This is a genomic window from Aeromonas rivuli, from assembly GCF_000820045.1.
In the GTDB taxonomy this organism is placed as follows: domain Bacteria; phylum Pseudomonadota; class Gammaproteobacteria; order Enterobacterales; family Aeromonadaceae; genus Aeromonas; species Aeromonas rivuli.
In genome coordinates, this window is record NZ_CDBJ01000007.1 from 13,236 (window position 1) to 26,044 (window position 12,809).

Sequence of the window (12,809 nt, forward strand, 5' to 3'; positions counted from 1 at the left end):
ACCCAGAGGCAAGCAGACATGACCACCCAGCTTCAGTCCCATATCCCCTCCCAAGAACCCGATGACGAACAGGTTGTTCGGCTCGACATCATCGATCTTGCCGAACCGGACGAAGAGTACTGACCCTTATTCATGGCCATGGGGCCTTTTACCCCGCCCTCAGCAACAGAATGAGCCGCCCGAGATAAAAAAGTCTTATATTTCACAAAAAACAAATAAGTTAGCATATTGTACTGATGCCGTTGTGCCTGGGTCGAGAGCGCCCTCGCTGGCATTAGATACAAACCTACGTTATTGCGCTTCAATCTGATACCCAGCCCCCCGGATCGCCACCCCCTGCTCCCCAAGGGAGCCCAGTTTTAAACAAATCGACTTTTCCCTTTCCCGACAAGGGCCCTGCTGCCTATGGGCTCAATAAAGCGCACTCATACACGCCATTATTCCAGGCCTGGAGTGAGGTCGGGATCTCCCCTTGCATCTGTAATTAAATTACGTAATAAGCAACATAATGCTGTGTACCACCTTCCCCAGAGAGACCGTCGAGGTGACTCTGCCCAACAAGAGTATTTCCATCTGGATGGAGCTTTTACTCAATCCAATCAAATCAATATAAAACATATACTTATATATGATATGAAAACAGGTGTTTTAAAATAGAGGTTGACGACACTCATTATTTTCAGCACCTTAACAATCATGTTACCTGGCATGACCAAGGGTAACAGTGAACAGGGATCGACTTTAGTCGTAGTTATTTAGTTCAAAATGTAATTTTCACAGGAGTGACCCCCATGTCGGCACCGGCCCAGGCCCTTTGCAGTGATCGCCTTCGCATTAAAGGCCCCATGCAACCCGAGTATTCACAAATACTGACACCGGAAGCGGTGGCGCTGGTGTCCGAACTGGTGGAACATTTCGCTCCCCAGCGCAAAGAGTTGCTCAAGCAGCGCATCGCCCGTCAGGCCCGTATCGACGGTGGCGAGCTGCCGGACTTCCTGCCCGAAACCGCCCATATCCGCGAGGGCAACTGGACGGTGCGCGGCATCCCCGCCGACTTGCAGGACAGGCGGGTGGAGATCACCGGCCCGGTCGAGCGCAAGATGGTGATCAACGCCCTCAACGCCAACGTCAAGGTGTTCATGGCCGACTTCGAAGACTCACTGGCACCGTCCTGGAATAAGGTGATCGAGGGTCAGATCAACCTGCGCGATGCGGTCAATGGCACCGTCTCCTACCAGAGCCCGGAAGGTAAGTCATATAGCCTCAAGGCCGATCCGGCGGTACTGATCTGCCGGGTGCGCGGCCTGCACCTGCCGGAAAAACACGTCACCTTCGATGGCGCCCCCATCCCCGGTGGCCTGTTCGACTTCGCGCTCTATTTCCTGCACAACCACAAGGCGTTGCTGGCCAAGGGCTCGGGTCCCTACTTCTACCTGCCCAAGCTGCAGAGCCATCTGGAAGGACGCTGGTGGAGCGAGGTGTTCGCCTGGACCGAAGACAAGTTCGGCCTGCCCCGCGGCACCATCAAGGCCACCGTGCTTATCGAAACCCTGCCGGCGGTGTTCGAGATGGACGAGCTGCTCTATCAGATGAAGGATCACATAGTGGCGCTGAACTGCGGCCGCTGGGACTACATCTTCAGCTACATCAAGACCCTGAAGAACCATCCGGATCGGGTGCTGCCCGACCGCCAGGTGGTCACCATGGACAAGCCGTTCCTGAGCGCCTATTCACGGCTGCTGATCAAGACTTGCCACCAACGCGGCGCCCTCGCCATGGGCGGCATGGCCGCCTTCATCCCGGCCAAGGACCCTGCCGTCAATGAGCAGGTATTCGCGAAAGTCAAAGCAGATAAAAAACGGGAAGCGAGCAATGGTCACGACGGCACCTGGGTGGCCCACCCCGGCCTCGCCGATACCGCCATGGCGGTGTTCAACGCCGCCATCCCGGCCGGCGCCAAGAATCAGATAGGCGTACTGCGCGAGCAAGATGCCCCCATCACCGCCGCCGAGCTGCTGGCTCCCTGCGAGGGGGAGCGCACCGAGGCGGGCATGCGCACCAATATCCGCATCGCCCTGCAATATCTGGAAGCCTGGATAGGCGGCAACGGCTGCGTGCCCATCTACGGTCTGATGGAAGACGCGGCCACCGCCGAGATCTCCCGCACCTCCATCTGGCAGTGGATCCGCCACGGCAAGAGCCTGTCGAACGGCCAGGTGGTGACCAAGGCGCTGTTCCGCCAGATGCTGGTCGAGGAGCAGCAGGTGGTCAAACACGAAGTGGGCGATGCCCGCTGGCAGGCCGGCCGCTTTGCCGAAGCGAGCGAGCTGATGGAGCAGATCACCTGTGCCGACACCCTGATCGATTTTCTGACGCTGCCCGGTTACGAGCGGCTCTGAATCCGGGCCCCGGGCGGGGCTCGCCAATAACAAAACAATGGACACGTGAAATCAATGAAAGAGGGAACTGATATGGCACTGACCCGTGAGCAACAGATCCAGGCTATCGAGAAAGACTGGGCAGAAAACCCCCGCTGGAAAGGGATCAAACGCGGCTACAGCGCCGAAGACGTGGTGAACCTGCGTGGCAGCCTGGTCCCCGCCCATACCCTGGCCCAGCGCGGCGCCGACAAGCTGTGGGAGCTGATCCACGGTAGCGCCAGGAAGGGCTACGTCAACTGCCTTGGCGCCCTGACCGGCGGCCAGGCGGTGCAGCAGGCCAAGGCCGGTATCGAGGCGATCTACCTCTCAGGCTGGCAGGTAGCGGCGGACAACAACTTGTCCTCCACCATGTACCCGGACCAGTCCCTCTACCCGGCCAACTCTGTCCCGTCCGTGGTGGAGCGCATCAACAACTCCTTCGCCCGCGCCGATCAGATCCAGTGGGCCAATAAAGTTGGCCCGCAGGATGCCGGTTTCATCGACTACTTCCTGCCGATCGTGGCCGATGCCGAAGCCGGTTTCGGTGGGGTGCTGAACGCGTTTGAGCTGATGAAGGGCATGATTGAAGCGGGCGCCGCCGGCGTGCACTTCGAAGATCAGCTCGCCTCGGTGAAAAAGTGCGGCCACATGGGCGGCAAGGTGCTGGTCCCGACCCAGGAAGCGGTGCAAAAGCTGGTTGCTGCTCGCCTTGCGGCAGATGTGTGCGGCACCACCACCTTGGTGATCGCCCGCACCGACGCCAACGCGGCCGACTTGCTGACCACGGATGCCGATCCCTACGATGCCGGCTTCCTGACCGGTGAGCGTACCGCCGAAGGCTTCTACAAGGTGCAAGCGGGTATCGAGCAGGCCATCTCCCGCGGCCTGGCCTATGCCCCTTACGCCGACATGGTGTGGTGCGAAACCGCCAGGCCGGACTTGGACGAGGCACGTCAGTTCGCCGAGGCCATCAAGGCGCAGTACCCGGACACCATACTGGCCTACAACTGCTCGCCGAGCTTCAACTGGAAGAAGAACCTGGACGATGCCACCATCGCCCGCTTCCAGCAGGAGCTGTCCGACATGGGCTACAAGTACCAGTTCATCACCCTCGCCGGCATTCATAACATGTGGTTCCACATGTACGAACTGGCCTACCAGTACGCCCGTGGTGAGGGGATGAAGCACTACGTCGAGATGGTGCAGGAGCCGGAGTTTGCCGCGGCAAGCCGTGGTTACACCTTCGTGGCACACCAGCAGGAGGTGGGTACCGGGTATTTTGACAAGGTCACCACCGTCATCCAGGGCGGTCAATCCTCGGTCACGGCACTGACCGGTTCCACCGAAGAAGATCAGTTCCATTGATCTGAGTACGTGAGTCGCACTGATAAAAAACCCCGGCCTGGTGCCGGGGTTTCTGTTTCGCTCGCCTCGCACGCCCGGCTTGATGTCGCCGGTGCCCGACAGGATCAGAGCGCGAGGATCTCTTTCACAAAGGGAATGGTGAGCTTGCGCTTGGCGCTGAAGGAGGCGTTATCGAGTTGATTGAGGGTGCTGAGCAGAGTGCGCATGTCACGGGAGAGGCGATTGAGCAGGAAGCGGCCCACATCGATGGGCAACTTGAAACCACGCAGCTCGGCCCTCAGTTGCAGGGCACTGAGCTTGCCCTCATCATCGAGCTCCTGCAATTGGAAGGAGACCCCCCAGTCGAGGCGTGAGGCCAGATCCGGTAGCTGCAGCCCCAGTTTGCGCGGCGCACTGCAACCGGTCACAACGAGCGTTCCCTCTCCCTTCTCCTGCCAGCGATTGTAAAAATCGAACAGGGCCCGCTCCCAGAGGCTGTTGCCAGCAATGGCCTCCAGACTGTCGAGGCAGACCAGGGGCAGACTCTCCATGGCATCGAGCATGCTGGGATCCAGCTTTTCAAACTGATCGAGGGAGAGATAGGCGGCGGCGGCGTCGCGGGCGTTGACCTCGGCGCAGGTGGCATGCAGCAGATGGGAGCGGCCTGAGCCCTTGGCACCCCAGAAATAGAGGAAAGGTGCGCCCTGACCGATGGCGGCATTCTTCAGAGCCGTGATCAGATGGGCGTTGTTGCCGGGATAGAAACTGACGAAGGTTTCATCATCCGGAAGTTGTACGGCTAAAGACAGTTGGGCCGGTTGCTTCACTCGGTGGGCTTTGACTGTGACATTTGTGCGCTAGTGTAACATCGCTCGGCCAGATAGAGAACCGCCGGACCGGAGCCCGGCGGCGGCAGGCACTAAGGCTGCGACCATTGGTAACGCAGATTGCCCTCATCGGGTAGACGCTGCAACCTGGGTTCGAGCTCCAGGCCGCGAATGAGTTCGGCTCTGTCCCCCTGCAAGGTGAGAGAGAAGTTGACCTTGTCGCCATTGAGCTGGCCTATGGTGACCTGGGTGACACTCGCCATGCCCTGCAGCAGTTTTTGCAGGCTGATCATGTCATCGATGCCCTGCACCCCTTCAATCTGCAAGGCTTGGCTCGAGCTGGCACCGCCAAGACGGGCGCCATAGTTCTCCACCAGCCAACCGGCCAGGGCATCGGCCAAACCGGTGGCGATCTCCTGTTGGCTACCTTGCACCTCCCCCTTGGTCAGCTGCTCGGTTGCCCCTGACTTGGGGCCATAGAGGGCCCAATCCAGGGTCCACTCTTCCCCTTTGGCCACTAATTGGCCCAACACCACCATCTCGGCACCGTAGCGCTGGCTGGCCTTGAGGATGGGGCCGGCGAAACGACCCCAGACATCGGTGGCACTGACCGCCATGCTGTCATCCAAATCCATCAGAGGGATGCTGACCGGCAGCCCCAGGGCCTGGGCCTGGCTGCGCAGCACAGGAGACCAGCCATCACCGGACTGATCCGAAATGATACGGCGCTCCCCGTCGTCCTGAACCAACCAGAACGCAAGCTGCGGACGGGCGGGGCCAAGCAGCGCATATTTGCTGGCCGCGATCAGGGCATTGACCTTGGCGGCCACGAACTGCGCCTTGAGCATCTGCACCTGGCCCTCATCCTGATAGCCGTACTGCTGCACAAACTCCTTGGGGGCAGCCAGCGCCTTGACCACCTCAGGCTGCGCCAGAATATCGCGCTTGCCGCTCACCTTGACCAGCACCTGAGACAGCGCCTGGCCCTGGGCCGCCGTCATGTCGCCGCTGGTTGGCGCCATGCCTTGGTAGAGATCGTTGACCTGAGCGGCTGACAGGGTGCAGGCAAACAGGGCGCCACAGAGGGCGAACAGACATTTATGCATGGGAAACAGCTCTCTGGCGAACAGGATGTGGTGATATGGTAGCGGCAAGCCCTATCCGCCAGCAAGCCGGGTTCGCTGCCGACGCCACAACTCACAAGGGGTCGATGCCCGGTACCCCTTGCCCGAATGAGCAAACAGCCAGACATGACAAAGCCGACCCTGGGGTCGGCTTTTGTGAGGGTTATCTGCGCCCCGATATCTGTCAGGCGTCTCTTGAGCTGACTAATCGGGCTTACTTGGTGCCGAAGATCTTGTCGCCAGCATCGCCCAGACCCGGGACTATGTAGCCCTTCTCGTTCAGGCCGTCATCGATGGCGGCGCAGTAGACTTCCACATCAGGATGCGCGGCTTCCAGGGCCTTGAGTCCTTCCGGGGCGGCAACCAGCACCAGCACCTTGATGGAGTGGCAGCCCTTCTTCTTGAGCAGGTCTATGGTGGCGATCATGGAGCCGCCGGTGGCCAGCATGGGGTCGATGACCAGGGCCAGACGCTCTTCGATGTTGCTGACGATCTTCTCGAAATAGGGAACCGGCTGCAGGGTCTCTTCATCGCGGTAGATGCCCACCACGCTGACCCGGGCACTCGGCATGTGCTCGAGCACGCCATCCATCATGCCAAGACCGGCGCGCAGGATAGGCACGACCGTCACCTTCTTGCCCTTGATCTGGTCAACTTCTACCGGGCCGTTCCAGCCATTGATGGTGACCTTCTCAGTTTCGAAGTCAGAGGTGGCTTCGTAAGTCAGCAGGCTGCCAACCTCTTTGGCCAGTTCACGAAAGCGTTTGGTGCTGATGTCGCCTTCGCGCATCAGGCCAATCTTGTGCTTGACCAGGGGGTGTTTGGCTTCGATGACCTTCATTATTATCTCCTCTAACTGCCGCAAGAAAAATCGCGGAATCATACAATAAAAACCCTTGGCTGTAGAGCTTTTCCGGGGAAAAACGCGCAAACGATTTCCTTTCTGGTTTTCGGCCCTGGCTGGTAGAATGTGCCCCGAATTTTACCCTCCACTTCTATACATGACGGGGACTACTCGCGTGACTGACAAAACCTCACTGAGCTACAAGGATGCTGGCGTTGATATCGATGCCGGCAACGCACTGGTTGAACGTATCAAGGGCGTATCGAAGCGCACTCGTCGTCCTGAAGTCCTTGGTGGTCTTGGCGGCTTTGGGGCCCTGTGTCAAATCCCGGCGGGCTACAAGGAGCCAGTGTTGGTCTCCGGTACCGATGGTGTGGGGACCAAGCTGCGTCTGGCCATCGATCTGAAGAAACACGATACCGTTGGCATCGATCTGGTGGCCATGTGCGTCAATGACCTGATAGTGCAAGGCGCCGAGCCGCTGTTCTTCCTCGACTACTATGCGACGGGCAAGCTGAACGTGGACACCGCCGCCAGCGTGGTGACCGGCATTGGCCTGGGCTGCGAGCAGTCCGGCTGCTCCCTGGTCGGCGGCGAAACCGCCGAGATGCCTGGCATGTATGAGGGGGATGATTACGACATCGCCGGCTTCTGTGTCGGTGTGGTCGAGAAGAGCGAGATCATCGACGGCAGCAAGGTCGGTGAGGGTGATGCCCTGATCGCCCTGGCCGCCAGCGGCCCCCACTCCAATGGCTTCTCCCTCATCCGCAAGATCCTGGAAGTGTCCGGCGCCGATGTGCAGCAGCCACTGGGTGAGACCACCCTGGCCAATGCCCTGCTGGAACCGACCCGCATCTATGTCAAACCCGTACTCAAGCTCATCAAAGAGTGCGAGATCCACGCCCTGTCCCACATCACCGGCGGCGGCTTCTGGGAGAACATCCCCCGCGTGTTGCCCGCCAATACCCAGGCGGTGATCAACGAGCAGAGCTGGCAGTGGCCGGCGGTGTTCAGCTGGCTGCAGCAAGCGGGTAACGTCACCCGCTTCGAGATGTATCGCACCTTCAACTGCGGCGTCGGCATGATAGTCGCCCTGCCCGCCAGCGAGCTGGACAAGGCGCTGGCGCTGCTCAAGGCAGAGGGTGAGAACGCCTGGCACATTGGTCATATCGCCAAGGCCGCCGATGGCGAGGAGCAGGTCATCATCAAATGACCCGTATCCTCGTGCTTATCTCCGGCAGCGGCAGCAACCTGCAGGCCATACTGGATGGCTGCGACCAGGGGCGGATTGACGGCCAGGTCGTGGCGGTCATCAGCAACAAGGCCGATGCCTATGGTCTGGTGCGGGCCCAGCAAGCGGGGGTTGCCGCCGAGGTGCTCGCCCATCAGGGCTTCGAGAGCCGCGAGGCTTACGATGCCGCCCTGATGGCCCGCATCGACAGCCACCAGCCGGACCTCATCGTGCTGGCCGGCTTTATGCGGATCCTCACCGGGGACCTGGTGCGTCACTATCAGGGACGCATGCTCAACATCCACCCCTCCCTGCTGCCCAAGTATCAGGGACTGCACACCCACCAACGCGCCATCGAGGCCGGTGACAAGGAACATGGCGCCAGCGTCCACTTCGTCACCGAGGAGCTCGATGGCGGCCCCGTGGTGCTGCAGGCGCGGGTCCCCATCTTCCCGGAAGATGAGGCGAGCGATGTGGCGGCCCGGGTGCAGGTGCAGGAACACAGCCTCTACCCCCTGGTGGTTCAGTGGTTCTGTCAGGGCAGATTGCGCTGTGATGCCAGCGGAGCCCACCTCGATGGCCAGCCTCTTGGCCAGGCCGGTTATGCCAACGACTGAGTCTGGGTCCGGCACCGACCAGTAGCAGAAACGTAAAGAGGGAGGCCCATGGGCCTCCCTCTTCTTTATCCTGCGATCCCTCTGACCAGTCGGTCGTCAATAGCGGCCTGATTCAGGCAGCCCCCTTGCCGCCCTGGCGTGACACCAGCTCGCCGAGTCGAAACAGGCAATGCTCCCCCGCCGTCATCTGCTGCCAGGATTCATTGCCGGTCAGCGGCCGGGTCGCTATCAGGGTCACCACGTCGTTGGGGGTGGTCTCACTCTGAAAATCGATGGCCACGTCCTCATCGAGCAGACGGGCCTCGCCAAAGGGCGCCCGGCGGGTGAGCCAGTGCAGGTTGTTGCTGCAATAGGTCATCACGTACTCGCCATCGGAGAGCAGCATGTTGAATACCCCCAGGGCGCGCAGCTCGTCGCACAGGCTCGCCAGATGGCGGAACATGGCCGGGAAGTTGGCGGGACGACGGGGATATTTCTGCTCGAGCCGACTCAGCAACCAGCAGAAAGCATGCTCGCTGTCGGTATCGCCGATGGGCCTGTGCCGCCCTGTCGCCAGCTTCTTGTAACCGGTCAACTGGCCGTTGTGGGCGAAGGTCCAGTTACGGCCCCACAGCTCACGGGTGAAGGGGTGGGTATTCTCCAGCGAGACGCAACCCCGGTTCGCCTGACGGATGTGACTCACCACGGCGCGGCTCTTGATGGGCAGCGCCTGCACCAGCCTGGCGATGGGGGATTCGGCACTGGGCTCGGGATCCTTGAAGGTGCGGCACCCCTTTCCTTCATAGAAGGTGATGCCCCAGCCATCCTTGTGGGGGCCCGTCTTGCCGCCGCGCAGCATCAGTCCGGTAAAACTGAAGCAGATATCGGTCGGTACATTGGCACTCATGCCGAGCAGTTCACACATGATCATTCTCCCCCTGCCCGCACAAACTGAGGCACAGCGGTTCGTGCATATCGACCGCGGCCTTACTCGGCCATCTCTTTTTCGACCAGCTGGATCAGGATATGGATCACCTTGATGTGTATCTCCTGAATGCGGTCGGCATAACCGAAATGGGGAACCCGGATCTCGACATCGGCCAGGCCTGCCATCTTGCCGCCATCCTTGCCGGTCAGGGCGATCACCTTCATGCCCTTGGCATGAGCGGCTTCGATGGCCTTGAGGATGTTGCCTGAGTTGCCGCTGGTGGAGATGCCGAGCAGCACGTCGCCGCGACGGCCAACCGCCTCCACATAACGGGAGAAGACATAGTCGTAGCCAAAATCGTTGGAGACGCAGGAGAGATGGCTGGGATCCGAGATGGCGATACCGGCATAACCGGGACGGTTCTCGCGATAACGGCCGGTCAACTCTTCGGCAAAGTGCATGGCATCACAGTGGGAGCCACCGTTGCCACAGGAGAGCACCTTGCCCTCTTGCTTGAAGGAGTCGGCCAGCAACTTGGCAGCGGCCTCGATGTTGTTCAGATTCTGCTCATCGGCCAGGAATGCCTGCAGCACGCCAGCCGCTTCGGTCAGTTCATTGCGGATCAAGTCTTGGTACATGATATCTCTTCCAAAATGTCGTCGCGGCCATTCTCGCACAAGCCGGAGAAGGAGTCGCCCCCGGGCGGGCACTGGCTGCGTCAAATTGCGTTAGGGCGCTCACATTACGCCGGTAACAGGCTTGTAAACAACTTGATAAGTTTCTGCGTATGAATTACAACAGGGCCATATCCAACAGGTCAGACCTCTGGATGAGTTGAGCCAATTTGGCATCCTATCACGCAAGGAGCAAGCAATGACGACGACCCTCACTCTGCTCGGGGTGATCCTGGTTATCGGCGCCCTGGCTTATCGCCGGGTGTCCCTGTTTATCTCTACCCTGGTCACCTTGGCCGCCCTGGTGCTGGGCACCCTGGTGGGTCATGTGCCTCTGCTGGCCTGGGCCCTGTTCGCCCTGATCGCCATCCCGCTCAACCTGGTGGAGTTTCGCCGCAACCAGCTGACCAAGCCGCTGTTCAAGCTCTACAAGTCCATCATGCCGGAGATGTCCCGTACCGAGAAAGAGGCCATCGACGCGGGCACCACCTGGTGGGAAGCGGATCTCTTTGCCGGCAACCCGGACTGGAAGAAGCTGCACGCCATCCCGGTCAGTACCCTCTCTGCCGCCGAGCAGGCCTTCATGGACGGCCCGGTCGAAGAGGTGTGCCGCATGGTCAATGACTGGGAAGTGACCCACGAGCGCGCGGATCTCTCCCCCGAGGTGTGGCAATACCTGAAGGACCACAAGTTCTTCGCCATGATCATCAAGAAAAAATACGGTGGCCTGGAGTTCTCCGCCTATGCCCAATCCTGCGTGTTGCAGAAACTGTGCGGCGCCAGCGCCGTGCTCGCCTCCACCGTCGGCGTGCCCAACTCGCTGGGCCCGGGGGAGCTGCTGCAACACTACGGCACCGAAGAGCAGAAAGACCACTACCTGCCCCGTCTGGCCATCGGCAAGGAGATCCCCTGCTTCGCCCTGACCAGCCCGGAAGCGGGCTCGGATGCGGGCTCCATCCCCGACTTCGGCGTTGTCTGCAAGGGTGAATGGGAAGGAGAAGAGGTGCTCGGCATGCGCCTGACCTGGAACAAGCGCTACATCACCCTCGCCCCCATCGCCACCGTGCTGGGGCTGGCGTTCAAGCTGCGCGACCCGGATCACCTGCTGGGTGAGGAGGAGGAGCTTGGCATCACCTGCGCCCTGATCCCCACCGACATCAAGGGCGTCGAGATTGGCCGCCGTCACTTCCCCCTCAACGTGCCGTTCCAGAACGGTCCGACCCGCGGCGAAGAGGTGTTCGTACCGCTCGACTTCATCATCGGCGGCCCGGCCATGGCCGGTCAGGGCTGGCGCATGCTGGTCGAATGTCTGTCGGTCGGCCGTGGCATCACCCTGCCCTCCAACAGCACAGGGGGCGTCAAGATGCTGGCCCTGGCGAGCGGCGCCTACAGCCGCATCCGCCGCCAGTTCAAGCTGCCCATCGGCAAGATGGAAGGCATCGAAGAGCCGCTGGCACGCCTGGGCGGTAACGCCTACATCATGGGCGCCGCCGCCAAGATGACGGTGACCGGCATCGATCTGGGGGAAAAACCCTCGGTCATCTCCGCCATCGTCAAGTATCACCTCACCGACCGCGCCCAGAAGTGCGTCATCGATGCCATGGACATCCACGGCGGCAAGGCGATCTGCATGGGGCCTAACAACTACCTGGCCCGTGGCTACCAGGGTGCTCCCATCGCCGTCACGGTCGAAGGGGCCAATATCCTGACCCGCAGCATGATCATCTATGGTCAGGGCGCCATTCGCTGCCACCCCTATGTGTTGCCCGAGATGCTGGCCGCCAGCCACCCGGACAAGGAGCAGGCGCTCAAAGATTTCGACAAGGCGATGTTCAGCCACGTCGGTTTCGCCATCAGCAACCTGGTGCGCAGCTTCAGCCTGGGGATCACCGGCGCCCGTATCGCCGGCGCCCCCTACAGGGATCAGACCAAGGGCTACTATCAGCAGCTGACCCGGCTCTCTGCCAACCTGGCTTTCCTGTCGGACATGGCGATGGCGACCCTGGGCGGCGAGCTCAAACGCAAGGAGCGGGTCTCCGCCCGCCTCGGCGATGTGTTGAGTCAGCTCTATCTGGCCTCGAGCGCCCTCAAGCGCTTCCAGGACGAAGGCCGTCAGCAGGCGGATCTGCCGCTGCTGCACTGGTCACTGCAAGATGCCCTGTTCAAGGCGCAAGAGGCGATCGATGAGTTGCTGCGCAACTTCCCGAATCGCTGGATTGGCTTGGCTCTGCGCATCATAGTGCTGCCGCTGGGCCGTGATCTGAAGCGCCCGAGCGACAAATTGGATAGTCAGGTTGCCCGTCTGCTGCAGACGCCGAGTGCAACCCGCAGTCGCCTGGCCGAAGGTCAGTATCTCACTCGCGAGGAGGGTAACCCCTTCGGCCTGCTGGAACAGGCGCTGGACGAGGTGCTGGCTGCCGAGCCGCTGTTTGACAAGGTGTGCAAGGCCGATGGCGTCCGTCGCCCCTTCACCCAGCTGGACAAGGTAGCCGAAGCGGGTCTGGCCGCTGGTACCCTGAATGCGGCTGAAGCCGAGCTGCTGCGCCGCGCCGAAATAAGCCGGCTGCGTACCATCAACGTCGATGACTTCGACCCCATCGATCTGGTGGCCAACAAGGCCCTGTTCGAGGCATCCGCCTACCACAGGGCAGCCTGAACTCCCGCTTGCAACACACGCCTCCCACCGGGAGGCGTTTTTTATCTTCCCCTCCGCCATCTCCCTGCCAAAGGGGGGGGGCATGGCAAAGAACATGGGGTATTTCCTGCCATATCCTCTCCCCCGACAATCTGAAGCCGATCCAGTTCGCTATTTATATTTCAA

10 protein-coding genes are annotated in these 12,809 nt (G+C 60.7%); 5 read left to right on the plus strand and 5 right to left on the minus strand.

Translation table 11 applies throughout. The annotated features are described in order from the left end of the window. The first annotated feature begins 791 nt into the window (after window positions 1-791). Window positions 792-2,399: a malate synthase A gene (gene aceB / locus BN1130_RS00790; RefSeq protein ID WP_042039662.1), complete on the plus strand. Its 1,608-nt coding sequence runs from the start codon at window positions 792-794 to the stop codon at window positions 2,397-2,399. A gap of 72 nt (window positions 2,400-2,471) precedes the next feature. Continuing rightward, window positions 2,472-3,785 carry an isocitrate lyase gene (aceA, locus tag BN1130_RS00795; protein ID WP_042039663.1) on the plus strand — a complete coding sequence of 438 codons (1,314 nt, stop codon included), beginning with the start codon at window positions 2,472-2,474 and terminating at the stop codon, window positions 3,783-3,785. 104 nt (window positions 3,786-3,889) lie between these two features. On the opposite strand, the gene hda is transcribed toward aceA, so the two are convergent. From hda to upp, 3 genes are all read right to left on the minus strand, one after another. After that, complete coding sequence (hda, locus tag BN1130_RS00800; RefSeq protein WP_042039664.1) at window positions 3,890-4,591, minus strand: DnaA inactivator Hda; 702 nt, start codon at window positions 4,589-4,591, stop codon at window positions 3,890-3,892. 92 nt (window positions 4,592-4,683) lie between these two features. Then, window positions 4,684-5,697 carry a DUF2066 domain-containing protein gene (locus BN1130_RS00805; RefSeq protein ID WP_042039665.1) on the minus strand — a complete coding sequence of 338 codons (1,014 nt, stop codon included), beginning with the start codon at window positions 5,695-5,697 and terminating at the stop codon, window positions 4,684-4,686. A 232-nt stretch (window positions 5,698-5,929) separates the two neighbouring features. Next, window positions 5,930-6,556: a uracil phosphoribosyltransferase gene (gene upp, locus BN1130_RS00810; RefSeq protein ID WP_005893847.1), complete on the minus strand. Its 627-nt coding sequence runs from the start codon at window positions 6,554-6,556 to the stop codon at window positions 5,930-5,932. 178 nt (window positions 6,557-6,734) lie between these two features. On the opposite strand from upp, the gene purM reads away from it, so the two are divergent. Next, a complete protein-coding gene (gene purM, locus BN1130_RS00815; RefSeq protein WP_084218089.1) occupies window positions 6,735-7,772 on the plus strand; it encodes a phosphoribosylformylglycinamidine cyclo-ligase in 1,038 nt (345 codons plus the stop codon). Further along, entirely contained in the window at window positions 7,769-8,407 is a 639-nt protein-coding gene (gene purN, locus BN1130_RS00820) for a phosphoribosylglycinamide formyltransferase (RefSeq protein ID WP_042039669.1), read from the plus strand. The genes purM and purN overlap by 4 nt, the downstream gene beginning before the upstream one ends. Before the next feature lie 112 nt (window positions 8,408-8,519). Here the strand turns inward: purN and BN1130_RS00825 are convergent, their stop codons facing one another. Then, window positions 8,520-9,311: a class II glutamine amidotransferase gene (locus BN1130_RS00825; protein WP_042039744.1), complete on the minus strand. Its 792-nt coding sequence runs from the start codon at window positions 9,309-9,311 to the stop codon at window positions 8,520-8,522. Window positions 9,312-9,373: 62 nt separating this feature from the next. Continuing rightward, on the minus strand, window positions 9,374-9,952 hold the full coding sequence (lpcA, locus tag BN1130_RS00830) for a D-sedoheptulose 7-phosphate isomerase (RefSeq protein ID WP_042039670.1): 579 nt from the start codon (window positions 9,950-9,952) through the stop codon (window positions 9,374-9,376). Window positions 9,953-10,187: 235 nt separating this feature from the next. Between lpcA and fadE the strand changes: the two genes are divergently transcribed. Beyond that, window positions 10,188-12,644 (plus strand): acyl-CoA dehydrogenase FadE, encoded by a 2,457-nt coding sequence (fadE, locus tag BN1130_RS00835; RefSeq protein WP_042039672.1) that lies wholly within the window; start codon window positions 10,188-10,190, stop codon window positions 12,642-12,644. The last annotated feature ends 165 nt before the right edge of the window (window positions 12,645-12,809 follow it).

Bases quoted from the DNA above. Each gene is read 5' to 3' on its own strand.
- aceB (WP_042039662.1), top strand. From the start codon at position 792: ATGTCGGCACCGGCCCAGGCCCTTTGCAGTGATCGCCTTCGCATTAAA.
- aceA (WP_042039663.1), top strand. From the start codon at position 2,472: ATGGCACTGACCCGTGAGCAACAGATCCAGGCTATCGAGAAAGACTGG.
- BN1130_RS00805 (WP_042039665.1), bottom strand. From the start codon at position 5,697: ATGCATAAATGTCTGTTCGCCCTCTGTGGCGCCCTGTTTGCCTGCACC.
- upp (WP_005893847.1), bottom strand. From the start codon at position 6,556: ATGAAGGTCATCGAAGCCAAACACCCCCTGGTCAAGCACAAGATTGGC.
- purN (WP_042039669.1), top strand. From the start codon at position 7,769: ATGACCCGTATCCTCGTGCTTATCTCCGGCAGCGGCAGCAACCTGCAG.
- BN1130_RS00825 (WP_042039744.1), bottom strand. From the start codon at position 9,311: ATGTGTGAACTGCTCGGCATGAGTGCCAATGTACCGACCGATATCTGC.
- lpcA (WP_042039670.1), bottom strand. From the start codon at position 9,952: ATGTACCAAGACTTGATCCGCAATGAACTGACCGAAGCGGCTGGCGTG.
- fadE (WP_042039672.1), top strand. From the start codon at position 10,188: ATGACGACGACCCTCACTCTGCTCGGGGTGATCCTGGTTATCGGCGCC.